Source organism: Thomasclavelia cocleata, from assembly GCF_900102365.1.
Lineage (GTDB): Bacteria > Bacillota_I > Bacilli_A > Erysipelotrichales > Coprobacillaceae > Thomasclavelia > Thomasclavelia cocleata.
The window spans coordinates 90,068-114,202 of record NZ_FOIN01000005.1 but is presented as its reverse complement, the minus strand read 5'-3'; the positions used below and the strand labels follow the sequence as shown (position 1 = coordinate 114,202).

Below are 24,135 nucleotides of genomic sequence, written 5' to 3'. Positions count from 1 at the left end.
GAAGATATGAATGATGATATATACAGTTTTTTATTGTATACAGGATATTTAAAGATTCAAGACAAGGTATATGATGATAGTGGAAAACAGATAACAGATACTTATAAGCTGGTTATACCAAATAAGGAAATAAAAACAATTTATGACAATATATTTATGAAATGGTTTGATGAGTATCAAAGAGTAAAAAGAAATACATTTATTAATGAACTGATTAATGGAAATGTTATAAATGCGATTGATTATTTATCAGATGTTTTGGAAAACAGTATCAGTTATTATGATAACTATGAAAGTTTTTATCATGGATTCATGATAGGATTCTTAAAAGCAGATGGATATGAAGTTAAATCAAATAGAGAAAGTGGAAAAGGGAGATTTGATATAGCGCTTATACCAGCTAGAAAAACAAAAACATGTATAGTTATAGAATGTAAACACAGTTTTCATGAAGATGATTTAATAGAGGATAGTCAAAAAGCGGCAAAACAAATAGAGACAAATGATTATTTAAAATCATTTGAAAGCAAAGGGTATAGACAGGTATTAGGGTATGGAATATCATTTTATAAAAAACAATGTTATGTTACAAAAGTATAGTTATCATAAAATATCATTTACTTTTACAAATGGTAATAAGTATAATGATAAATTAAAATTCACAAAGGAGCGTAATTGATGATTTTAAGAACAGAAAGATTATTAATCAGACCTTTCAAAGAAAGTGATATCAATGATTTATATGATATATATAGTGATACTAAAGTATGTAAATATTTGCTTCATGATGTATGGAATGAAGATAATAAATTAAAAGAATTTCAACAAAAACTTAAATATAATAAGTTAGAAGAAGGAAAAATCAATTTAGCCTGTGTTTTAGATAAAAAAGTAATTGGCGATATCTCAATTTGTTATACAGAGATGAAAGAAACTGTTGAAATTGGTTATACATTTAATTCTAGATATTCTGGTAAAGGATATGCTTATGAATCTGTTAAGACAGTTGTAGAATATATGTTTAAAAATTATGGAGTTCATAGAATTATAGCTAATTTAGATTCAAGAAATCTATCATCTGCTAAGTTGTGTGAAAGAATTGGAATGCGAAAAGAAGCACATTTTATAAAAGATTATTGGAATAAAGGGGAATGGACTGACAGCTATATATATGGGATGCTTGCTTCTGATTTATAATTAAAAAAGATTTCTCTTTTTAAACGGAGAAATCTTTTTTAATTAACTTAATGAATAACTCTTTTAACTTCAAATATACCTTGAATCTTAGTAATATTATCAATTGCCTGTTGTAACCTTGGGGCATCTTCCACTGAAATTTTAAGTTTGATAATAGCTTTCATGTCAATCACATCAGCATGAATATTTAAAATATTAATCTTCATTTGTCCTAATGATGTAATTACATCATTTAATAAATTAGTTCGATCCAAACCAACTATTTCAAGGTCTGCCTGAAACCTCATAGTTGAAATTGAAGCAAAATCCCAATAAACATCTATTAACCTAGATTTTATTTCCGGCACTTGAATATTAGGGCAGTCTTTACGATGAACTTTAATTCCTTGTCCCTGTGAAACAAATCCTTGAATATCATCCCCAGGAATTGGATTACAGCATTTAGACAATTGTATTTTTAAACCATCTATTCCTTTAACAACAACACCTGAATTGCTCCTTAATGACTGTTGTTTTTCATTAGCTTGATTATTTCTTTGAAGCATTTTAGAAATACTGTCAAAAAAACCACTCTTTTTAGGAACTATTCGATCAATCAAAGTCATTGCTGGTAAACTCTTTTTACCAATAAAATAAAGAATATCATCAAATGAGCGAGCACCAAATGATCCTAAAAAAGTTTTATAAGTATCTGGATCTAAATATTTTTTTTCATCTAACTGACGCTTTCTAAGCTCATCTCTTAAAATCTTACGACCTTCTTCAATTGCATCTTTTTTAGTTTCTGCCTCTTTAGAAGCAATAAATTGCCGAATTTTATTACGAGCACCAGCAGTACGAACAAATTTCAACCAATCCTCACTTGGACCTTGAGATTGTTTATTTGTCTTGATTTCAACTACATCACCAGTATTCAATTTAGTATCAATTGGTACCATAACATTATTAACTAAAGCACCTACAGCTTTATGCCCTACTTCTGTATGAATCCGATAAGCAAAATCAATAGGGGTTGAACCATTGGGTAATTCAACAATTTTTCCTTGAGGTGTTAAAACATAAACATTAGCTTCAAAAATATCCCTTCTCAATGAATCATAATATTCTTTTGCGTCACCATCTTTAATATCATCACTTAAAGAAATAAATTCTCTTAACCATTGTAATTTTTCACCAATTTCTTGTTGTTCTTTTTTAGAAGAATAACCTTTATTTTCTTTATAACGCCAATGAGCTGCTATTCCCAATTCTGCTAATTCATCCATCTCTTCAGTACGAATCTGAATTTCAAAAGTATTACCATCTTCACCAATTACAGAAGTATGCAAAGATTGATACATATTGGGTTTAGGCATAGCGATATAATCTTTAAACCTTCCTGGAATCGGGCGATAATGATCGTGAATCAAACCTAAGATACCATAACAATCCATCTTATCTTTAGTAATGATCCTTAAGGCATATAAATCATATAACTCATCAAAACGTTTCTTTTTAACAAACATTTTCTTATAAATACTATAAATAGATTTAGCTCTTCCTAAAATTCGATACTCATATTTATTTTCATCAAGCATATTTTTAACAAATTCCATCATTTTAGCAACAGATTCTTTTCTTTCTTCCTGTTTAACTGCTAAAAGATTAGAAATATCTTCAAAGGCTACAGGATCTAAATATGATAAACTTAAATCCTCTAATTCTGTTTTAATATCATTGATTCCTAAACGATGAGCAATTGGTGTATATACTTCTAAAGTTTCTCTTGCAATTCTTTTTTGTTTATGAGGAGGCATAAACTGTAATGTTCTCATGTTATGAAGTCGATCAGCAAACTTTATCAATATAACTCGAATATCCTTAGCCATGGCAATATAGATTTTCCGATGATTTTCAGCATAAACATCTAGTTCATCTTTAAAAGGCATTTTGCCAATTTTTGTAACTCCTTCAACTAATGTTGTTATTTCCTCTCCAAAACGTTCAACCATTTCTTCACGACTGACATGACAATCTTCCATTACATCATGAAGCAATCCTGCTGTAATCGTAGCTGGTCCAGTCTGTAAAGTTGCCAAAATATAAGCTACCCAAATCAAATGATTAGTATATGGTTCACCACTTTTTCGTTTTTGATCCTTATGCTTTTCCATAATATAATCATAAGCCTGATTTATTAAATTTAGGCTTTCTTGACTAGTAATATATTTACTACATACTTCTAGAACATCTTTTATTGAAACACTATCTCTTGCATTTTTGTATTCCATCATTTTAGCACCTCCCTTAATTATTAAAAAAGAGCTATGCTCTTTTTTAATATTTCAACATTGAATAAATATTATAACCTTCTAGTTTATCTCGTCCTTTTAATTCTTCCAATTCAATTAAAAAAGCAATACCAATTACTTCTCCACCTAATTTTTCTACTAATTTAATAGTTGCCTCAACAGTTCCTCCTGTTGCTAATAAGTCATCAACAATAATTACTTTTTGTCCTTGTTTAATACTATCAGCATGAATATGAACTTCATTAGTTCCATATTCTAAAGCATATGATTCACATACCGTTTCTCGAGGCAATTTACCTGGTTTTCTAACTGGTACAAATCCTGCATTAATACTATAAGCTACAGGACACCCAAACAAAAAACCTCGTGCTTCTGGTCCTGCAACAATATCAACTTTTGCCTCTAAACTATTTGCCCAAATAACAAATCGATCTATCGTTTCTTTAAAAGCATTATGATCTTTCATTAATGGTGTCACATCTCTAAAAATAATTCCTTCTTCAGGAAAATCTTTTATATTAGCTACATATTTTGTCAAATCCATTTTATATACTAATTCTCCTTTACAATTATGCGTTATGATATTTAATTATACCATTTTTATGTATTAAATAAAACTATTTAATAGCTTCAATAATTAGATTAACTGATTCCATATTATTATAGACATTAATATTAAATTTACCAATAACATTTATCTTTTGAACATCTTTATATTTTTCAAATATATCACCATGATTAAAAAACAATGCCTGTCCTCTTGTATTAGGTAAATCAAGATCAAAACGAAGATGTTTTCCATTTGATAATAAAATTACTCTCTTTACTGGTAAATCTTTTGCATAAAAATACATTTCCTCATTACCATTACCTAGTGGTTCTAACTGTTCTAATTGTTTTACACTAATTTGACTGATTTCATCACTTGAAACTTCTAATACACTAGTCAATGGTGGTTGATAATTTTCTAACTGATTATTTAAATAATCAGTTAACTTTTGTTTAAGCTTTTCAACATTATCAAACTTGACACTAAACCCTCCTGCCAAAGCATGTCCCCCATAACTTTCTAAAATATCTTCAACTTGTTTAAAAATATTATTTAATGATAATCCCTCAATCCCTCTAGCACTGCCTTTATAAATATTTTTATTAGTATCTAAACTCATTACAAAGCTAGGTCGATTATACTGACGAGTATATTTTCCTGCTACTAATCCAATCAATCCTTCATGAATCTCATTTTGATAACTATATAAAAACTGCTCATCTGAATTAAGTGTTGTTATAACATTTTGGTATTGTTTATTTGTCATTTCTTGTCTTTTAGCATTGATTTCAACTGCTTTTGAACTAACTGCTTTTAAAATTTCAATCGATGCATCTTGTCGAAAATATTTAACCAAATGATTTGGATTGATTAAATCACTTAATCTTCCAAAAGAATTGATTTTAGGTGCAATGATAAAACCAATACTTGTAACACTATACTTTTGATTATTGCCTAATAATAGTTCTAACTGAGTAAATTTGTTTTCTTTCATAAATTCCAATGCTCGTTTAACTAGAGCACGATTTTCATCAAGTAATGGCATCATATCAGAAATAGTAGTGATAGCGGCTAGACAAAACAAATATTTATCATGTTTTTTTAGTAAAGCACTAGCTAATTTATAAGCTACAAAACCGCCTGATATTTCTTTATACGGATAATCAGGAGAAATTTTAGTATGGATGATTGAAAATGCTTCAGGAAGTTCTTCTTCACAATTATGGTGATCAGTAATAATTACATCCACTCCTAATTCATTAGCTCGTTCGACTGCATCATAAGCCTTTACTCCATTATCAACTGTAATTATTAAACTATATCCTTTACTTGCAATCTGTTCAACTCGCTGACAGTTCAAACCATAGCCATCTTCTAAGCGATTTGGAATATGATATCCGACATCAACCCCTAATTGTCTAAATGCTTCTACTAAAATTGATGTTGCAAGTATCCCATCACAATCATAATCACCATAAATACAAATCTTTTCTTTATTTTCAATCGCCTCATAAATTCTTTCTAAAGTTATTTCTGCTTCAGAAAACAATGAAAAATCATGATAAATCAAACGATTAGATAACATTAATTCAATTTGAGATTGAGAATAATTCTTATAAGCAAAAATCTTTGCTAAAAGAGAATTTATATTGTATTTTTGCATATAGTGTTTGTAGTCCAAATCATTTATAATCTGCCACTCCATAAATACTCCTTTCAAATAAAAATAGTTGCTAAAGCAACTATTTTGAAATTAAATCTGTAAAATCATTTATACTCAAACGCGATGCTTCTTTTACAACTTGTAAACTCAAATAGTCAAATATTTCAGAAAAATCAAGACTCATGATATCATCTATTATTTCACACATAGGAATAGCATCTTTTTTTCGCCATTTACGTTCAAACAAATAATCCTTTATTTGCTGCTCAGTAATATTATGAATATTTTGTTGTTTAAAGTCACGGGCTTTTAATTTAATTAAAAAATTAAGGTCACGTTTATTAAATTTAAAATCGTCAATCGATTCCACATTCAGCCCTCCATTTCAAAGTCACTTACATATTATATGACAAATTTCATCAGAAAGGAAGTGCTTTATGAAAAGAAAACTAATAAATTCTTTTATCATTCTTTCCGCTAGTTCTGCCATTGCTAAATTATTCAGTATCCTTAATAGAATGATTTTAGCACGTCAATTAAGTAGTGAAGCAATGGCTTTATATATACTAGTTATGCCTACTGTTTCCTTATGTATCACCTTAGGACAACTTGGTATTCCTTCAGCTGTTTTTAGATTAGTTGCAAACCCTAAATACAATAATAAAAAGATTATTATATCTGCTTTTACTATCTGCCTTTTTACCTGTGTTATTGTAATGAGTACCTTATTATTTGCTTCAAAATTTATTAGTCATGATCTATTAAAAAATGAAGGTGCTTTTTATCCTTTATTATCCTTAGCACTATTCATTCCCCTTGTTGGAATCAGTGGTATTATTAAAAATTATTTTCTTGCTCGACAAAATGTTTTTCTTGTAGCTAAAGCTGGGTTTGTTGAAGAAATAGCTCGTTTAGCTTTTAGTTACTTTATGATTAGAAAATTTTCTTTTTTAGCTGATACCTATTTAGTAAGTTTTGCAACTTTTGCCATGTCTATTGGTGAACTAAGCTCAATTATTTACTTATCCACTCGTCTAAAGGATCACAAAATTACAACTTTTAATAAAAAAAGTATCGTTAATAACCTCCAAATAAAAGATATGTTAAATATCGCTATGCCATTAACAGGTTCTAGATTATATCATTGTGTTGTTTCATTTCTTGAACCAATTACATTAGTATTTGTTTTAACTAAATTTAATTTAAGTGAAAGTACTATTCACCAGCAATATGCAATCATTAGTGGTTATGTAATTTCTTTATTAGTTACCCCTACCTTTTTTAATAATGTTATTTATCGCTTATTTTTACCTATTATAACAGATGATGTAGTTTATAAAAAATTCTCAGCTGCTAAAAAACATATGTTTTTAGCATTACTTGGTAGTTTTCTAATCAGTGTCCCTTTTACTCTTATTTTTTATTTTATACCTGAATTCTGTTTAAAAATTTTATATAATACAACTAGTGGTGCTAATTATTTAAAATATATGGCAATTCCTTTCACAATCTTTTATTTACAAACTCCTCTTAGTGCTCTTCTACAAGCATTAAATAAAAATAAATTAATGTTTATTATCAGTATTATTGAATGTACTTCAGAAATAATTTTAGTTTATGTATTAAGTCATTATATAGGAGTCTTTAGTATTGCTGTTAGCCTATTAACAGGATTATTAATTACTCTAGTTATTAGTGCAGGTGCCTGTTATAAATATCTGTTTTGTACAAATAATTGAAACCCTCTAAAATGAGGGTTTATCTAAACTTAAATCTTTTATCTTCAACAAATTTCTTTCGAGATGGATTTCCTTCAACTCGATATATCTTTTTTTGCTTTAAATCATAAATTACTGACCAAACAGTATCTTTACCTGTTCTTCGTTCATATTGGCAAAGAAAACCATATTTTCCTGATAACAAATCAACTACATCATCAAAAGAATTAATTTGTTCTTTCAATACCGCTTTTGCTATTGTTTGATAACGTAATTCTCCATTCCAATCATCAATTTCATAGTTATTATACTTTTCCATTTTCTTTGTATGAAATAAATTAGTTGCCCACACTGTTTTACTATTACTAACTATTTCAGTTTTTTCAGCATTACACTCAATCAAAGCATTATTGCCACTTGTATCAGCTAAAATAAAAGTTTGACTTGATGCAATTGGCAATGTCTTAATTAATTCAATAACTTCATTAACAGTCTTACATTTTTCTAAAAATAATCGCAACATCATCCCTGCATTCAACCCAGGCTTTTTTACAGTTGGATAAACAGATGTTAATCCAACTGCTAAACCATATTCATTTATGCCATCTTCAATTTCTACACATGCTGTTGTATTACCATTAAAAGCATACGATTCATTGCTAAATTGATAAATACAATTAGTATATAGTTTTTCAATTTCTGTCAAAAAATCACTATTACGTCCTAATAATATCTCTTTCTGGTTTCTTAATACAAAACAAGAACAATGTATTTCTGGAATAATACAATACATACTAAAAAGAACAGAACAAATAGATTCAAATGAACATTCTTGACCATCTGCTATTCCTTGTATTTCTTCAACTACTTCAGGAAAATATTCTTGATAATATGGTAAACACTGTAATGCAAATTCTTTTCTTTCTTGTGTTAATTTAAATGGGACATTATCTAAAAATAAATGATTATTTTTAAATAACATTTTTCCCCACTTATACCCAATTTGGTAATGGGTTCCTTTAAATCTTGAATGATACATAATTTTTCGCTCCTTTTTAAAGAGCTACTGGTAACTCATAAATCAAGCATAAATCAATAAAATTTTATTGTCAATCAATTAAAATTCTTTATCTCACTAATATTAACATATTATTAAATACATATTTACTTAATAATTTATAATTACTAATATCATCAATCTTTCTCCTTGTAACTTTTAGAATATTCATTAGCTTTTGTCGAATTTATTAGATAATCGTTGATGTTTCATTGACTTTAACCCTGCTTTATTCTATACTTTATTCAGGTGATTTTAGTTCGCCTTAAATAGTGTAACTAGCTATTTATAATCGAAAACACGAAGGGAGTTAGAAAAAATGATTTATTCACATGAAGTAGAAGAAATGTGTTGTGTCAAACAAGGCGCTTCACATGGTTGTGCTCCAATTCCAGAAGAAGGAAAATGGGTATATTCTAGAGAAATTAAAGATATCTCTGGTTTAACACATGGTATTGGTTGGTGTGCTCCTCAACAAGGTGCCTGTAAATTAACATTGAATGTTAAAGAAGGGATTATTGAAGAAGCACTAATTGAAACTATTGGTTGTTCAGGGATGACTCATTCTGCAGCAATGGCTTCAGAAGCATTAGTTGGTAAAACTTTATTAGAAGGTTTAAATACTGACTTAGTTTGTGATGCTATCAATACTGCAATGAGAGAATTATTCTTACAAATCGTTTATGGACGTACTCAATCTGCTTTCTCTGAAGGTGGTTTACCAATTGGAGCTGGATTAGAAGACTTAGGAAAAGGTTTAAGAAGTATGACTGGTACTTCTTACTCTACAAAAGCTAAAGGTCCTCGTTACCTAGAATTAACTGAAGGTTATATCAATAGAATCGCTTTAGATGAAAATGATGAAATCATCGGTTATGAATTTACAAATTTAGGTAGAATGATGGATATGGTTAAAGCTGGAAAAGATGCTAATGAAGCAATCAAGGAAGCTACTGGTACTTACGGTAGATTTAATGATGCTGCTAAGTACATCGATCCAAGAAAGGAATAATAGGAGGGTACTAAAATGGCATTGTTTGAAAGTTATGAAAGAAGAATTGATCAAATTAACGCTGCATTAGCAAAATTTGATATTAAATCAATCGAAGAAGCTAAAGCTATCTGCGATGAAAAAGGTATTGATGTTTACGAAATCGTAAAATCAACACAACCAATCTGTTTTGAAAATGCTTGTTGGGCTTACACTGTAGGTGCAGCTATGGCTATCAAAAACGGAGATACTAAAGCAGTAGATGCTGCCAAAACAATTGGTATTGGGTTACAATCTTTCTGTATTCCAGGATCAGTTGCAGATGACCGTAAAGTAGGTTTAGGACATGGTAACTTAGGTTCTATGTTATTAGATGAAGGAACTGAATGTTTTGCTTTCTTAGCAGGACATGAATCTTTCGCAGCTGCTGAAGGTGCAATCAAAATTGCAGAAAAAGCTAATAAAGTTAGAACTAACCCATTAAGAGTTATCTTAAACGGTTTAGGAAAAGATGCTGCTAAAATTATCTCAAGAATTAATGGATTCACTTACGTGGAAACTCAATTCGATTATTTTACAGGTGAAGTAAAAGAATTATCAAGAACAGCTTATTCTAATGGTCCTCGCGCTAAAGTTAATTGCTATGGTGCTGATGATGTTAGAGAAGGTGTTGCTATCATGCATAAAGAAGGTGTAGATGTATCAATTACTGGTAACTCTACTAACCCTACTCGTTTCCAACATCCTGTTGCTGGAACATATAAAAAAGAATGTATTGAACAAGGTAAAAAATATTTCTCAGTTGCTTCAGGTGGAGGAACTGGGCGTACTTTACACCCTGATAATATGGCAGCTGGGCCTGCTTCTTATGGTATGACTGATACTATGGGACGTATGCATTCAGATGCTCAATTTGCTGGTTCTTCATCAGTTCCTGCTCACGTAGAAATGATGGGATTAATCGGTATGGGTAACAATCCAATGGTTGGTGCAACTGTTGCTGTTGCAGTAGCGATTGAAGAAGCTTGTAAATAATTACGGTTTTATACTAAAATAAGAAAAGTTCTGATTTTATCAGGACTTTTTTGTTTTTATAATTTTCAAAAAACAAAAAAGCGATTCCTCGCCTTTTTATTTCATCAATTTTTTCTTTGCAATTAATTTTTCTGCTTGTTTAGTTGTATAATACTTTTCTTTAGCAACTTTATATTCTTCTTTAATACTATCTTTATTAAAATATTGAAAATTTAATTCCGTTTCAAAAGCATCTTTCAAAATTCTCATAAGGTATTGTGGCTCATCATAAGTTGCCATAACCAAACTATCTCTTACATAAGCAGGATGTTCTTTTAAAAGTCCAGCATTAAACTCTATTCCTTGACTCAACAAAATTCTTTTAATAAATGTTGTACATGTTCTTGTATTTCCTTCTCGATAAGCATGTATTTCCCATATCCCTACCAACAAATCAAATGTTGATTTTAATGCAACATCTTTATCTTTCCAATCAAATTGACTTGCTTTATTTAAAAATTCTTCTAATCGTTTCTCTATTTCATTATGTTTTGCATATTCAACAGAAAGTCCAGATAATACTCTCTCTGATTTATACAAATCAACTACTCTGTATTGACCAGCCCACTCATAGAGATTACCAAATAAAAAACGATGAAGTTCATTAAAATGCTCTATCGAAATATCATTAACAATCTGTTCTGGTCGAAGTTCCAAAGATAGTATCTTTGTATTAGTACTTTCTCTTTCAAGTTCATCTAAGATATCTTTATCATGAATATCATATAAATTCCTGAGAACATTTGTTCCTTTATAACAATAAATATCATCCATAAATATACTCCAATTTATGAACTTTTTGATCTAATTCTTCCAAAGTGATTTTACCTAAAACAAAATCATCCAAAGCTTTTAAATATTTTTCATTTGGTAAATCAGTAGCAGTCAAAAGGATTCCTAAAGCATTATTAACTGCTTTTCTTCTTTTTTTCATTTCATCTAATTGATCCATTATAAAAAACTCCTTTCACTGATAATATATTGTCATTTATTTTGACTTTTATATTATACCATATTTTTGTTTACTTTATGATAATAAGAATATGTTTATTCAGCTCTGAAGAATAAATTTTTTTATTTAAGCAGATTTTCATGGAATCTCTTGTTTTTTTATCATTCATTCCTCTTTTTATTTTTTTCTCCCTTTTTGAGAGCATAAAAATCCTATCCTTTTTTTCACTTTTTTTGTACTTTTCAATGACCTTTCATATTATAATAACTGTAGATTTATTCTACTCAAATGATGATGAGAAGCAGATAAATCTTTTATGTCTTGGGCACTTAGAACTTTATTTCTAAGCGCTTCTTTTATCTCCTCACCTAATTTCCTCTTTCTTCATAAAATTTCATCACTTCTTTTGCTGATAAACTATCATCATTGGTCATAACACAATAAATGGTTGGCAATAATTCCTGTTGCTTTTTATCCATTGAGCCATATATTTTATATACTACTCTTCTTGCTTGGTTTGATTGACTTATAGTGTACTGAATTTCATCCATATATGGATGATCTTCTGTGTATGCTTGAAAATCAATGTTTTTATCACAGATATCATCAAATACAGCATTCTTTACACTTGCAAAACCCTTCACTCTAAAATAATAAATAATGTTTTTTTCTTCTAGATATGCCATATAATCTTTATTATAGAACGCACTATCTCCACGTAATCTTATTTTCTTGTTTTTAGTATTCAAATGAGCCAATAGTTCATCCATTTCTTGAATAAAACCATTTGATGAATAAGCTTTACCAGTACGTAGTTCACCACCTACCAATAATTTTGAATGAAATTCATTGATAATCATTGGATGATATCCTGTAGTATTATAATGATGAATTTTAGCTGCACCTTCTTGTTTTCCACCTGTTTCAGTTTTTGTTGAATCGACATCTAGAATAGGTTCATCAATATTTTGATTGATATAATCACATGCAAGTTTGACAAGATGAGATTTAAAATCCATATTGACCTGATTAGTCAGACGATCATAAAATCTAGAAACAGTTGGTTGTGAACATGCTTCAGTATAATGAGATAATAGAGGATCTTGAAGTAAGACTTTCTGATGATCCTGATTAAAATATCCTAAGATATTGCGAATGATTAATTGTTTGAAAATACTAGTATTCGAAAATTCAGGATTTTTTCTTAAATCATGAAAAGATAAGTTTTTGATGAAATCAAAATGGGAGAATTTATTGAGGAAAGAAAGCAATAAGATGGCACCACCATCACTAGAAAGATTGCCTCCGTTAAAATTTATATTGCAAAATGGTAATTTATAGTTCATAATATAGATGGTTCCTTTCTTTGTTTTTTGCTTAAAACTAATTATAAAGGAACCATTTTTATTTGTAAATATTTTCACCTTAAGGGTGTATTATAAAAGACGAATTTATTATCTATTATCGATAATTTTTCGTCTTTTTTGTTGTTCATATGAATTATTGAGGTATACGTTAATTCTTCCTATTTAAAGACTATTTTTGATAAAAAAAATAATTAAAAAAATTTTTCAATTAACACTGAAAAGAGCCAATATTATTTTAACTTTTATAAGTGCGATTATATCAAAATTAGTATATTATGTGATACAATACTGAAAAAATAAAAATCATTAAATTATCTAAGCACCAAAGACTACAGACAATTACTAGATTTTAATTAAAATATTTGGTCTAAAAATTTATCAACATCCACTTTATCAAGAAAAACATGTAAGTTTTTTATATTAATTTAATTTTACGTTATTAATATTTATTTGTTTCTATAGTATTATTTAAATGTAAAATGAATATATAATTCAAGCACTTATAGGCTGATCTAATGATCAGCCTTTTGAATATATAAAATCATTTACTAATATTCGATTTTTAAAACCGTCATTAATCATTAACTAATTTAATACCATTGACCAGTTTGCTATATGACTAGCTTCCCATTTTGTATTTAATTCTTTTATTCTTAGATATAGTAATTTGAATAGTGCATTTTCATTTAGAAACGTCCCTTTTTTTTGGTCACTTTCCTAAAACTTTAATTAACTGATTCTCTTTACACTTGTCATATACATGATTTTTTTACTGTTAAGTGAATAAGTTTTAGATTAACATATGCAATAATTATTATTTTCAGAATAATCAAAATCATCATAATCGCTCTAAAATAATTAGTATTAAATTATTTTCTCAAATTCGATTTATCTAAACTATTTTATTTGCATATTTATTTTGAATTTCTTTATGTAATTTATCAACAATACCTATACTCACTTCATCATTATTTTTCATTTTTAATTTATCACCATTAATTTCTGATTTACTTAATGGTACTTTACCTATAGTAACTGCTAATGGTATATAATAATTCCCATCAGATAAACTTAAATATAAAATATATTTATTACCCCCAATCATATTTGTATATCCAGCAATATGCAATGTTTTATTAGTTTTTTTATCGTATGCTTGATTTTCAAAAATTTTAATTTCTTTATTTAATTCGTTAACATCATTTTTGATAATTTCATCAATATTAAAAGAAGAATATGTATAAGCAACCTGATAAACTCCATTTTCATCATACAACACATTTGATTCTAATTCCTTGATTTTTGTTCCAATAACAATTAAATCACTTGCTTTTTCAAGTTCTTCAATGGTTTGATAAGAATCAGTTTTAGCATCAATAAATATATCTTCATGCTTTGAAGAAGTACTACTATCCTTACTATTGCATCCTGCAAGAGCTAGAAGCATCATCAAAGACAAACCAATTGTTAAATATTTATTTTTATTCATCTAAATCTCTCCTTTTTAAAAATTATATTTCGCTTTAATACCATTAATATCATCTGACAATGGATATGCTTTTTTGTTAAAACCTAATGCTCTCATAACAGATTTTGACTCATTTGAAGTTTGAGTATGCCCTAAACCTAATGCATGCCCAAATTCATGTACTACAGTTTCTTGCTGCACAATTGAACTAGCATTTTTAAAAGCTTTATAGTATACAATAGTAAATTTACCTATACTTTTATAAGTTGTAACACCATATGTTCCATTATCTATATCACTTATATTTACAAGAACATCTGATGATAATCCATTATTAAAAGTTGCAAACATTATTCCAGTATTTGTCCATTTTTTATAATAATTTAATGAATTTAAATAACCAGACGTATTAAAAACGTTGTATACAGTAACTGCTCTTGGATTAGTTACCCCAGTTTGCCAAAAGGTATAGGCGTTAAGATTTTTAGTGTTTAGTAATAATATAGCCAATACACTTAATATTATAAATTTTTTTCTGTTTCTTTTCATTATAGCTCTCCTCACTTTCTAATAAAAATTATAAATAATTAAATTTAACAATATATTATAAATTTAATTATTAATCAAAAAGTGAACATATGTAAAAATCATTTTAAATAAATAACCTATTAATTTCTGATTTTGAAAGTTCTTTTCCTTGAATCATTGAAATAAATTCTTCTTTAAATATTTTTTCATATGAGTTTCATTAACTTTTCTATAAACTTATCATATTTTTGTTGTATTTTTATATCCAATTTTTCTTTTAATTTGTTTATATGCATTTTAATTTCCTCCTTTTTGCAAAATAAAAGAGCAATTCTAAATATAATCAATTCATTTTTTATCTCATCTACATAATAAACAAAGATATAATTTCTAACAATCATCTTTCGATAATCATAACCGTATTGACGAAAAATAACACGATATGATTGTGAAAAACTAATTTCTTTTTTGAAATGAATTAAAATATTTGGATTTCCATATCCGTTTAAGTAAGATAAAATACTGTTTAAATCATCAATCGCTGAATCAGTATAAACAACTTTATAATTCAAGTCCATATTTTTTACTGAACATATTCCAAACTTCTTCTTCAGAATGTGTTCTTCCTTCTTCATAATCCTTTTCAGCTTCTTCTAATTTTTCTTCAATCGTTTTTGGGCGAATAACAGTTTTATTATCTAATGAATTAATATTTTCTAATGGTTTCATTTCTATCATCCTCCTTATAAAGAATATATCATTTTTTCTTAATTATATAAATAACAATTCATTTTTATTAATCAAAACTTATAAAAATCATTCCGTATTCATTCAAAATTAATACCATATTTTTTCATGATTTGCATAAATTCTTCATTATTCATCAAGATTTCTTTATCATGGTCTGATACTAAAAACGCATCTTTTATGATTTCTTTATGTTTATAATATGAAGATATAATTTGTGTACAAGCTAATATTACACAATAATCTTTTTTTCTTCAGACAAAATTGGATACTGACACAACTTGATAATTCTGATTTTCTTTTTCAAAAATAACTCCATAGCATATAATGAAAAATCATTGATCTTACTTTTATTTTCTATATCTTTGAATATACTTTTATCTAATTCAAAAACACCTGCTTGACTAAAATCAAGAGTAAATATTGTTAATTCACATTTTAAATTAATCAATATCGTCAAAATGAGCTAACTAGAAATTAGTGCAATGTGACGTTTTTATTAGCACTTTATACTAATGCTTTATGCCGAGAAAACTTTTGACAGGGAAATTGGAATAAATTAACTGTTATTTTAATCTGCTCTTATTATTAATAATATTTGAATAAATTTTTATCATATGATTCGCTGTCCTCCTTTATATGCCTTTCAAATACTGGTTTGAGTATTTGATAATAAATATTTGTCGTTTGAAATAATAATAACTCTCTATGAGTTAATATCAGTGAACAAATAGCCACCACAAAAATTTGTTCTGCATTCATACCCTGATAACGAATAAATCCTAAACCTGCAAATGGTACAGCTGACAATATGCATAACCAGCTTGTTATTTCCATTCCTAAACTATTAATGAATAGGAAATAGAATATAACAGCCATAATGCATGCTAGTACAGAAAAAAACATTGCCTTAAGGATAAACCTAAAACAATGCTTTCTGTATATTCTCTTATATCTTTATTAATTTTTACCTCCATTTGTTCTGACTCTCCTCAAAAAATAATTGCTTAAAATTTTAATTTATTATATTTTATATCGTTAATTAATAATTGAGTATCTAAAGTTTCTTTATTTTCAGCACCTAAAACTTCTTTTTGTACGTCATAAATTTTAATATACCATTCCAAAGCACTTTTATAATCTGATTGTAATATATTTATACTTGCCAAAAGTTGCATAGTTTCTATAGTATACCTATGCGTAGGCATTTTTAATTTTCTAATATTATATGCTTTGTTTAAATAAATTTGTGAATTTAAATAATCTCTTTTTTCAAAATAAACCTTTCCAATATTATGATTAGTTTGTGCTACATCTGTGTCATTCTTTCCATATTTCTCTAATCTAATTTTCCTTATTTCAAACAATAATTCTAATGCTTCATCATATTTTTTTAACACTACCTTTGACGATGCTAAAGTTCCAAGATTACGTAACGCATCTCGACAATACATTTCATCATTAGCATTATATATTCTTTGAGCCTGTTCTGACTCTTTAATAGCTTTTTCACAATCCTTAAGATTGTAATAAGCTAGTGCTTTATTACCATATATTCTTGCAGCTGATATATGCCATTGCCCAACTGTCTCACTTTTAATAACTAGAGCTCGATCATAAAAATCTATAGCAGTATTGTAGTCCTTTTGATTATCACAAAATAAAGCATAATTATTATAAAATATAGCTGACATATTTTGTAATATTTCTTTGTTCTCTTCAAAAAAAGGTAATGCCTTTTCGTAATATTTTTTTGCATTTCCAAAATACACATTACTTGCTGTACTTTGCCCCCATCTAAAATACATTAATCCCCTATTTGCATAACATTGAAATACTTCTTTTCTTAATTCAAATAAATTGCTAGCTTCTGCTCTTAATTCTTTATAGATTTTTGTTGCTTGAATATAATTATACTCTGCTTGTGCCCATCTATTCATTTCATCATTGACTAGTCCTAGATAATTATAACATAGGGCTAAACTTCTTTTATCGTTATTTCTTTGAAATTCTGGTATCAAAGACATTAAAATATTTTCAGCTTCTTTATTGTTATCTATCCAACAATACCAAAATCCTAATTCTAACTTCATCTTACACTTAATGATACTTTCTAACCTATCATCATTTAAAGCATCAAGACATAATTTAATAGCAGTTGTATAATCACCCTGCAGTGTATATTGTTTAGCAATATTATAATTTAAAGGATATTCATTATTTTGTCTCAAATCATTAGGAAGAGCATCATTTGCAAATTGAGAATAACTAACACTATAATCCCATTTCCCACGTTGTGTCCCAATGTATGCCTGAATTTCCATTCCAATTGTTGGTGTGTATTCTCCAACAAAAAAACCTGCTTGTGCTCCTGAATCAATCTTAAAACATCCTGTAGTAAGTTCTCCAATTTCATAAGTCTTATTTTCAAAAATTAAATGAGAATCTCCACATAGCCATAAAACTGTGATTTTCAATTCATTTATTATATCTTTAATAATTCTCACATCATTAAATTCAATTGTTTCCATTGGATGATGAGCTAGAATTATAATTGGATTATTATTTAAATCTCTGACTTTTTTTAAAATATCATATAACTCTGATGTACAAATCTTTAAACTACCTCTATCACATTTTTTTCCAGATGATATAGCTGTATTTAAATAAACAATATTAAAGTCATCAAATATTTGAAATCGATGTATACTACCACCAAAGAAGTTTTCCCACACTTTATTGTTTAACAACTTTGAACATTGCACAAAAAATTCAAATCTATTTTTCAACGTTATCTTATCTTTTGCTAAAAAATTCCCATTATACCTTTTACATATTTCTCTTAAATTTTCCTCATTATCATTTGTTATAAAATCATGATTACCTGGAACTATATGAATATGAGATGTATCATTTACCCCTACTGAAGAAGCAATTTCTTTTATAAAATCAGTTGCCTCTTTAGCCACAGTATTTAGATCTTGCCCATCTTGATTTTTAGCATTACGAAAATCACCAGTAAAAAATACTTCATCAACTGTTATATTATTCTTTTTAACAAATTCTTTAAAATTATCATGTAACATCTTTGTAGACGTTCCATCATTTACGAAATCAAAATGTATATCTGAAAAATGTAACCACCTCATATTTATCCCTCCTATTTTTATATACTTTACAAAATTTAACAAATATAATTATATCACTTTTTATATTTATTAAAAATATAAAATAAATATTTATAGTCCCATCATATCTTTTATAACTCTATCTGACATTTTAACAGTGCCTACAAGAACAAGCATATTAAAAATCAATTCGCCAATATATGTCCATAACATTGAAATAGCACTTGCTTCTGCATCAATACTTGGTGGTGATCCTGCAAACTTTGAAAAGATAATACATACATGTTAAAACAATAATTGCTCCTTCCATACATACACCCATATAACTTTTTAGAAAAGTAACTGCTACTGACTGGGTAATTTCTGAGGCTGAAGCAGATAATGGTATTGGCGAAATAGTCGTATACATATATAGTTTAAAGAAACGCCCATAGACTGTTAGTATAAGAACAAATGATAATATCGTAATGAATATTCCACCTAATAAGGTTACTGCCCATACGGGTATGCTTTCCAAAAATCCACAATCGTCAACTGCCTCAATAATTTAAATCTTTAAAATGTAAATTAAGTTCCTCATCCAATTGATTTCTTTTACTTAATTTTATAGTTCTTTGTTGTTCAAGTCTTTGAATTTCCTTTGTAATTTTCTTTATCAACTGCTTCAACTCCATTCCTTATTCATAAAAAAAGAACAACTTTATAAAAAGTTGTCCTTGTAATATAATTCTCATATCTAAAACTGATTTTCTATATTTTTTCATAATCATTCAATAAATTAACCGATACATTTTCATCAAAATCTTCATATATTGCTTTGAGAATTTGATAATCTTTTAAATATACTAATTGCGTATATTTTTCTTTCGAATCTCTCTTTTTTGAAAATATTGCAATGATTTTTTTCTTTTCATCAGAATTTGTTTGATTGTTATTTCGTAAACTTCTTGCATGATTATCATTTCCAGTAAATGCTACTACCATTTTATCTTTTGGACTTTCTATTGCAAGTGGAAAATCTACAGTATTTGTGTGAAGGTTAATTAATATAAGATTTGTATCTGCATTAGCGTATATAATCTTATTAATCTTTTTTATTCTAACGATTTTTTTTCGTATTGTTCCAAAATCATAATGCTGTTGCTCATTGATATTGTCTTCAACTAATGTTCCTTGAATACAATGATTATAGAAATCTAAATCATTTAATGAAGAACGAACACCAACAAGATGTGCAAAATCTTTTTTATTAAAACATACTTCTTTTGATTTTCCATCTTCAGTTACAATTAAAAAAGTATTTGGAACAAGATATTTTTGATATAGCCTTGCTCCTTCAATCGCATCTTTTTTTACTAGATTGATTTAATTCATGCATCAAAAATTCCCCTTTATAATAAAAAAGCAGACACGATTTGCCCACTTAACTGATATAAAAAAACAGGTTTTATCCTGGTCGCCAGGCTCATACATCTCTCGATGTATACTCGGACGAGATTATTTTTAAGACTATCTCTTGTCTACAACTTCATATCCCAGTTGCAAGGCTCATACATCTTTCGATGTATACTCGGACAAGGTTATTTTTAATTCTACCTTTTGAATTCGACTTTTTACGGTGCCTGTTCACCGAGAATGTCACCATTCTATTGTATAATATGTTATCATGTATCATATTATACACAATAATTATTACCCATTTTAAAGATAAATATATTTTTATCTCCAATTAAATTATACAACAAAAACAAATAAATTCAAGAATTATTCTTTGATACTAAATAAAATTTGTTACTATTCACTGTTAAAATTTATGTTGCAAAATGGTAATTTATAGTTCATAATATATGATGGTTCCTTTCTTTGTTTTTTTGTCAAAATTAATTATAAAGCAACCACTTTTATTTGTAAATATTTTCACCTTAAGGGTGTATTATAAAAGACGAATTTATTATCTATTATCGATAATTTTTCGTCTTTTTTGTTGTTCATATGAATTATTGCGGTAATATTATTTATACCTTTTAACATGTTATCGAAATCAATAACCATTGATTTAAATTTGTCTATTCCTGCGGGTTCAATATGGTAATAAACACGTACTTTTCGTGCTACTACTTTATCATAACAAGAGATAAACCTTTCATCTAATAATTTGTATAAGATGAGATGCATAGTACCATCTTTAATAACTATTAGATCATTAGAATAATTTTTAATTAATTTAGTTATTTCATATCCATAGCAATCCTGTTTTATTAAAATACCTAATAATAACATTTCTAATTTATATAAATTATTTTTATTTAACATTTACATCATCCTTAACGTTAAGTTACTTTTAGTATACAGTATATAAGATACAATACCTAGATTATCTATGTATTCTTGACTTTAGAATATATTATGTTACTATTAAATTATAGAAAGTGCATTCTAACAAAAAAAAGAACAAAGGGAATGATGAGAATAATGAAAAAATATTACTATTTACATTAACATTTTGTCTAACTTGTTATATGTTGCCAATCCAAAGTGTTAATGCATCGACTGATTTGACTGATAACTATTTAAACGATATTAAGGACCAAGTTTGTCTTCTAAGCAAAGAAATTGAAATATCTAAATTAAATAAGCCATAAAATACTTTTGGATATCGAAAATAATGAATCTTATGCTTTAATTATTACTGACAATAACGGCTATATTATTTCGGGGATTAAAAATAAAACAATTTCTGAATATTCATTAACGGAAAACTCAAATCCTTATAAAAATAATATGAATGACACATTATTATACTATGGTCCAATGAATTATTTGTTTAAGAGCAATGGCTCAATCGTAGATATTTATACTAATCAGATAATTTACCCTAATCTTCGTATGAGCAATATAACTGATAATAATATAGAAAATTTAAAAAAATTAAATACAGAATTTTTAAATAATTGTGTACCTGTGTCTTTGAAAACACGTGCATCTGGAAGTTGGGTTGGTGCATCAGAATCAAGATTTTCTAGATATAATGGTACAAGTTGGAGGAATACAAGTAACGTTTGTGGACCAACTGCTGCATCTATTATGATGGCATATTTTGATGATTATGTTGGATATGATGTGATTCCTGATAATGTACGTAAACAAAATAGCAGTTCACCAGGATCGCTTATTACAAAAATGGTTGCAGAGACACCTTTTGCTACATCTACAATACCTTCAACGGTTGCCACTGGAATACGAGGTTTTATCAGTAAATACAGTCCTAATAAATATATCAAAGCAACTAGTATGAGTACAAATCCTTTTTCTACAGTTAAAAGCAATTGTATTTCAAACCGTCCAGTTTGTGTAGGATTGTTAAGTTCCTTTGGTTCATCATACGGAAACCATTGGATTACTGCATATCAGTATAAAGAAACTGGTGTATATGTTGGCTATTATAAATGCATTGATAATTGGGGTAATTATAAAAAAGAAATCACTAGTTCTTGGGCTATGGGAGCGGTATCTCTTGGATATTAAAATTAATTAATATATAGAAATCTATGGAATTGTATAAGCAAGGAAAATTATTTAGAAAGGAGATTTCAATTCCGCTGTATACTAATGACAGTTTCCTTGACAAAAAAATGAGAAAGATAAATAAAATTTGTATTATTATATTAGTTTTAATCCTAATTTCTGCGTGTGGTGTACCACACGGATTAAGTGCTAAAACTGGTCGTGATGTTAATTGTGAATCTGAACTAGGAAATTTTTCAAAATATATGAACTTTGATAAGCTTTCGACTACTACCGATAATACATGCAAAGGTCAGGAAGTGAAAGTAAATAATAAAAAGGTTGGTATAACTTGTGGTAATATATTTACGATAACTAATGAGTTAACAGATTTATTTACCAATTATAGAATGCTTAATGCTGTAGATACTTTAGAAGATACTTTTGAATATGGGAGCTATAGCGTTAATGTAAAATATTATTTATATGAAAATATACAAGTGATCAATAGCGAAACTGAAAAGTCTAAAGAAGTAGAAGTTTCTGGTATAACAGCCCAATACAATATAAAAGTTGAAGATAAGTATATAAGTGGAATAGAACATGGTTTTGATTTAGATAAAAAATATGATAATTTTACCAAGCTATCTAAAACATGCTTAGATAAACTAAACTTGTTAATAATTGAAACACTAGATACTTATACTAAACTAAAAACTAGTTAATATCAGTATTTTGGAAAATGTGATTAAATAAAAAAAGGGTTTGAAATCTATTGTATTTAATTATCAATAGAATAAGAAACCTTTTTTTATTTTTAAGTGGATACATTATTCTAAAAAAAGAACAAACCATAAATATAATCTGCTCCATAAATTGGAAGTTATCTCATACAAGCCTTAATAAATTTCATAGGTACGTTCATAAATTCCGCAACCTGCTCTGGTGTCATACCACTATCTAAGAAACGCTTACAAACTATTTTCATATTTTCTCCAACTTCAACAATATGCTTGTCGGGATCATAAAAACGGACTACACGTTGTCCCCATGAATGTTCTATAATAGGGTGGACATATTCAATGTCATATTCTTTCAGCCTATCAGCAAACTTATCAAAATCATCTTCTTCAAAATAAATTTCAAAATTGTTGCCGCCAAAAGAAATATCATTTGTACCAATAAAATCTTTATATGTTTCAACTGTTTGCAAAGCCAATCCGCCTGTTAAAGTTTTATTTGCTCCAAAATCCATAATTACATGAAGCCCAAAAACCTTTTTATAAAACTCAACTGATTTTTCTATATCAGTTACTACCAACATAGGATTTTTAAATTTCATGTCGCTACCTCCATAACTTCTAAGTTTTCTATAATTATATTGATGATATTTTAAAATAACAAACAGAAAATTTAGATGTAATTTAATTATATCTAAATTTTTATTAATTGCTAAATCTGTATAACACATCCTATAATTCAAATCCATATTTTTTTATTAAACAATTGCTTTACTTCTTCAGTATGAGTTCTTCCTTCTTCGTAATTCTTTTTCTACTTCTTTTAACTTATCATCAATAATTTAAGAAAGAATAACATTATTTTTATCAACTAAATCAATATTTTTAGTTGATTTTATAACAATTAATTTTCCTTATCCATAGTATAGCATTTATTCCAACAAATAATAGTAAATACTTTTTTAAATAGTCCCAAATATACTGCATTAAAAAAATTTACAAATACTTTTATAATTCTTAATCCATTGCCCATCTTCCATTAAAACTTTTACATCTAAAAAATAATCGTTTAATGGAAATAATTTAATATCGCATGCCATCTCATTGGATATTCTATAAAATCCCTTAATAACATATTAATCTCTTTTTTCAGACACCTA

Annotated in this window: 23 protein-coding genes and 2 pseudogenes; 7 read left to right on the top strand and 18 right to left on the bottom strand. The window is 27.6% G+C overall.

What is annotated here, in order from left to right; all coding sequences use genetic code 11:
• Both BMW96_RS04040 and BMW96_RS04035 read left to right on the top strand, forming a co-directional pair.
• Window positions 1-600: PD-(D/E)XK nuclease domain-containing protein (locus tag BMW96_RS04040; RefSeq protein ID WP_177165810.1), on the top strand; the 600-nt coding region annotated here is incomplete at its 5' end.
• Between the two features lie 78 nt (window positions 601-678).
• A complete protein-coding gene (locus tag BMW96_RS04035) occupies window positions 679-1,197 on the top strand; it encodes a GNAT family N-acetyltransferase (RefSeq protein WP_092352757.1) in 519 nt (172 codons plus the stop codon).
• Window positions 1,198-1,244: 47 nt separating this feature from the next.
• Here BMW96_RS04035 and BMW96_RS04030 read toward each other — a convergent pair whose 3' ends face one another.
• From BMW96_RS04030 to BMW96_RS04015, 4 genes are all read right to left on the bottom strand, one after another.
• Window positions 1,245-3,470, bottom strand: coding sequence for a RelA/SpoT family protein (locus BMW96_RS04030; RefSeq protein WP_092352755.1), 2,226 nt, complete (start codon window positions 3,468-3,470; stop codon window positions 1,245-1,247).
• Window positions 3,471-3,513: 43 nt separating this feature from the next.
• On the bottom strand, window positions 3,514-4,032 hold the full coding sequence (locus tag BMW96_RS04025) for an adenine phosphoribosyltransferase (RefSeq protein WP_092352753.1): 519 nt from the start codon (window positions 4,030-4,032) through the stop codon (window positions 3,514-3,516).
• Between the two features lie 73 nt (window positions 4,033-4,105).
• Window positions 4,106-5,743: a single-stranded-DNA-specific exonuclease RecJ gene (gene recJ, locus BMW96_RS04020; RefSeq protein ID WP_092352751.1), complete on the bottom strand. Its 1,638-nt coding sequence runs from the start codon at window positions 5,741-5,743 to the stop codon at window positions 4,106-4,108.
• Window positions 5,744-5,780: 37 nt separating this feature from the next.
• Window positions 5,781-6,071 (bottom strand): post-transcriptional regulator, encoded by a 291-nt coding sequence (locus BMW96_RS04015; RefSeq protein ID WP_092352749.1) that lies wholly within the window; start codon window positions 6,069-6,071, stop codon window positions 5,781-5,783.
• A 67-nt stretch (window positions 6,072-6,138) separates the two neighbouring features.
• Here BMW96_RS04015 and BMW96_RS04010 point away from each other — a divergent pair, with 67 nt between their 5' ends.
• Window positions 6,139-7,440 carry an oligosaccharide flippase family protein gene (locus BMW96_RS04010; RefSeq protein ID WP_092352747.1) on the top strand — a complete coding sequence of 434 codons (1,302 nt, stop codon included), beginning with the start codon at window positions 6,139-6,141 and terminating at the stop codon, window positions 7,438-7,440.
• 19 nt (window positions 7,441-7,459) lie between these two features.
• Here BMW96_RS04010 and BMW96_RS04005 read toward each other — a convergent pair whose 3' ends face one another.
• Window positions 7,460-8,458 (bottom strand): C45 family autoproteolytic acyltransferase/hydolase, encoded by a 999-nt coding sequence (locus BMW96_RS04005; protein ID WP_092352745.1) that lies wholly within the window; start codon window positions 8,456-8,458, stop codon window positions 7,460-7,462.
• Between the two features lie 337 nt (window positions 8,459-8,795).
• Here BMW96_RS04005 and BMW96_RS04000 point away from each other — a divergent pair, with 337 nt between their 5' ends.
• On the top strand, window positions 8,796-9,488 hold the full coding sequence (locus BMW96_RS04000; protein WP_092352743.1) for an iron-sulfur cluster assembly scaffold protein: 693 nt from the start codon (window positions 8,796-8,798) through the stop codon (window positions 9,486-9,488).
• 15 nt (window positions 9,489-9,503) lie between these two features.
• Window positions 9,504-10,502: a GGGtGRT protein gene (locus BMW96_RS03995; protein ID WP_092352741.1), complete on the top strand. Its 999-nt coding sequence runs from the start codon at window positions 9,504-9,506 to the stop codon at window positions 10,500-10,502.
• 96 nt (window positions 10,503-10,598) lie between these two features.
• Here BMW96_RS03995 and BMW96_RS03990 read toward each other — a convergent pair whose 3' ends face one another.
• The 12 genes and pseudogenes from BMW96_RS03990 to BMW96_RS03935 form a co-directional block, all read right to left on the bottom strand.
• Entirely contained in the window at window positions 10,599-11,315 is a 717-nt protein-coding gene (locus tag BMW96_RS03990) for a Fic/DOC family protein (RefSeq protein WP_092352739.1), read from the bottom strand.
• A complete protein-coding gene (locus BMW96_RS03985; protein WP_092352737.1) occupies window positions 11,308-11,493 on the bottom strand; it encodes an antitoxin VbhA family protein in 186 nt (61 codons plus the stop codon). Before BMW96_RS03985 ends, BMW96_RS03990 begins: the two co-directional genes overlap by 8 nt.
• A 368-nt stretch (window positions 11,494-11,861) precedes the next feature.
• Window positions 11,862-12,839 carry an IS1380 family transposase gene (locus BMW96_RS03980; RefSeq protein WP_092352735.1) on the bottom strand — a complete coding sequence of 326 codons (978 nt, stop codon included), beginning with the start codon at window positions 12,837-12,839 and terminating at the stop codon, window positions 11,862-11,864.
• Between the two features lie 606 nt (window positions 12,840-13,445).
• Window positions 13,446-13,585: pseudogene (locus BMW96_RS14765) on the bottom strand (IS256 family transposase); the annotation flags it as partial.
• A gap of 167 nt (window positions 13,586-13,752) precedes the next feature.
• Window positions 13,753-14,349: a hypothetical protein gene (locus BMW96_RS03975; protein WP_092352734.1), complete on the bottom strand. Its 597-nt coding sequence runs from the start codon at window positions 14,347-14,349 to the stop codon at window positions 13,753-13,755.
• 15 nt (window positions 14,350-14,364) lie between these two features.
• Complete coding sequence (locus BMW96_RS03970; RefSeq protein WP_092352733.1) at window positions 14,365-14,877, bottom strand: matrixin family metalloprotease; 513 nt, start codon at window positions 14,875-14,877, stop codon at window positions 14,365-14,367.
• A 185-nt stretch (window positions 14,878-15,062) separates the two neighbouring features.
• Window positions 15,063-15,434, bottom strand: coding sequence for a type II toxin-antitoxin system RelE/ParE family toxin (locus BMW96_RS03965; protein ID WP_092352731.1), 372 nt, complete (start codon window positions 15,432-15,434; stop codon window positions 15,063-15,065).
• Complete coding sequence (locus BMW96_RS14045) at window positions 15,418-15,585, bottom strand: hypothetical protein (RefSeq protein ID WP_169924276.1); 168 nt, start codon at window positions 15,583-15,585, stop codon at window positions 15,418-15,420. Before BMW96_RS14045 ends, BMW96_RS03965 begins: the two co-directional genes overlap by 17 nt.
• Window positions 15,586-16,191: 606 nt before the next feature.
• Window positions 16,192-16,482 carry a PrgI family protein gene (locus BMW96_RS03955; protein ID WP_335755441.1) on the bottom strand — a complete coding sequence of 97 codons (291 nt, stop codon included), beginning with the start codon at window positions 16,480-16,482 and terminating at the stop codon, window positions 16,192-16,194.
• Window positions 16,483-16,610: 128 nt separating this feature from the next.
• Window positions 16,611-18,752: a tetratricopeptide repeat protein gene (locus BMW96_RS03950; RefSeq protein ID WP_092352727.1), complete on the bottom strand. Its 2,142-nt coding sequence runs from the start codon at window positions 18,750-18,752 to the stop codon at window positions 16,611-16,613.
• Window positions 18,753-19,481: 729 nt separating this feature from the next.
• Entirely contained in the window at window positions 19,482-20,072 is a 591-nt protein-coding gene (locus tag BMW96_RS14040; protein ID WP_257606872.1) for a PBECR4 domain-containing protein, read from the bottom strand.
• A gap of 576 nt (window positions 20,073-20,648) precedes the next feature.
• The gene (locus BMW96_RS03935; protein ID WP_092352723.1) at window positions 20,649-21,044 is read right to left on the bottom strand and encodes a PadR family transcriptional regulator; all 396 of its coding nucleotides are present in this window, start codon (window positions 21,042-21,044) and stop codon (window positions 20,649-20,651) included.
• Window positions 21,045-21,250: 206 nt separating this feature from the next.
• Between BMW96_RS03935 and BMW96_RS03930 the strand changes: the two are divergent.
• Together BMW96_RS03930 and BMW96_RS03925 are read left to right on the top strand one after the other, a co-directional pair.
• Window positions 21,251-22,256: pseudogene (locus tag BMW96_RS03930) on the top strand (C39 family peptidase).
• 107 nt (window positions 22,257-22,363) lie between these two features.
• On the top strand, window positions 22,364-22,960 hold the full coding sequence (locus BMW96_RS03925) for a hypothetical protein (protein WP_143050706.1): 597 nt from the start codon (window positions 22,364-22,366) through the stop codon (window positions 22,958-22,960).
• A gap of 158 nt (window positions 22,961-23,118) precedes the next feature.
• On the opposite strand, the gene BMW96_RS03920 is transcribed toward BMW96_RS03925, so the two are convergent.
• Window positions 23,119-23,577, bottom strand: a complete 459-nt coding sequence (locus tag BMW96_RS03920; RefSeq protein ID WP_092352717.1) for a VOC family protein — start codon at window positions 23,575-23,577, stop codon at window positions 23,119-23,121.
• Between the last annotated feature and the right edge of the window lie 558 nt (window positions 23,578-24,135).

Coding starts and splice junctions, on each gene's coding strand:
- BMW96_RS03920 (WP_092352717.1), bottom strand. CDS start 23,577: ATGAAATTTAAAAATCCTATGTTGGTAGTAACTGATATAGAAAAATCA.
- BMW96_RS03955 (WP_335755441.1), bottom strand. CDS start 16,482: ATGGCTGTTATATTCTATTTCCTATTCATTAATAGTTTAGGAATGGAA.
- BMW96_RS03990 (WP_092352739.1), bottom strand. CDS start 11,315: ATGGATGATATTTATTGTTATAAAGGAACAAATGTTCTCAGGAATTTA.
- recJ (WP_092352751.1), bottom strand. CDS start 5,743: ATGGAGTGGCAGATTATAAATGATTTGGACTACAAACACTATATGCAA.
- BMW96_RS03995 (WP_092352741.1), top strand. CDS start 9,504: ATGGCATTGTTTGAAAGTTATGAAAGAAGAATTGATCAAATTAACGCT.
- BMW96_RS04025 (WP_092352753.1), bottom strand. CDS start 4,032: ATGGATTTGACAAAATATGTAGCTAATATAAAAGATTTTCCTGAAGAA.
- BMW96_RS03925 (WP_143050706.1), top strand. CDS start 22,364: ATGAGAAAGATAAATAAAATTTGTATTATTATATTAGTTTTAATCCTA.
- BMW96_RS03975 (WP_092352734.1), bottom strand. CDS start 14,349: ATGAATAAAAATAAATATTTAACAATTGGTTTGTCTTTGATGATGCTT.
- BMW96_RS04010 (WP_092352747.1), top strand. CDS start 6,139: ATGAAAAGAAAACTAATAAATTCTTTTATCATTCTTTCCGCTAGTTCT.
- BMW96_RS04035 (WP_092352757.1), top strand. CDS start 679: ATGATTTTAAGAACAGAAAGATTATTAATCAGACCTTTCAAAGAAAGT.
- BMW96_RS03965 (WP_092352731.1), bottom strand. CDS start 15,434: ATGGACTTGAATTATAAAGTTGTTTATACTGATTCAGCGATTGATGAT.
- BMW96_RS04000 (WP_092352743.1), top strand. CDS start 8,796: ATGATTTATTCACATGAAGTAGAAGAAATGTGTTGTGTCAAACAAGGC.
- BMW96_RS14045 (WP_169924276.1), bottom strand. CDS start 15,585: ATGAAACCATTAGAAAATATTAATTCATTAGATAATAAAACTGTTATT.
- BMW96_RS04030 (WP_092352755.1), bottom strand. CDS start 3,470: ATGATGGAATACAAAAATGCAAGAGATAGTGTTTCAATAAAAGATGTT.
- BMW96_RS03950 (WP_092352727.1), bottom strand. CDS start 18,752: ATGAGGTGGTTACATTTTTCAGATATACATTTTGATTTCGTAAATGAT.
- BMW96_RS03970 (WP_092352733.1), bottom strand. CDS start 14,877: ATGAAAAGAAACAGAAAAAAATTTATAATATTAAGTGTATTGGCTATA.
- BMW96_RS03985 (WP_092352737.1), bottom strand. CDS start 11,493: ATGGATCAATTAGATGAAATGAAAAAAAGAAGAAAAGCAGTTAATAAT.
- BMW96_RS03980 (WP_092352735.1), bottom strand. CDS start 12,839: ATGAACTATAAATTACCATTTTGCAATATAAATTTTAACGGAGGCAAT.
- BMW96_RS04005 (WP_092352745.1), bottom strand. CDS start 8,458: ATGTATCATTCAAGATTTAAAGGAACCCATTACCAAATTGGGTATAAG.
- BMW96_RS03935 (WP_092352723.1), bottom strand. CDS start 21,044: ATGTTAAATAAAAATAATTTATATAAATTAGAAATGTTATTATTAGGT.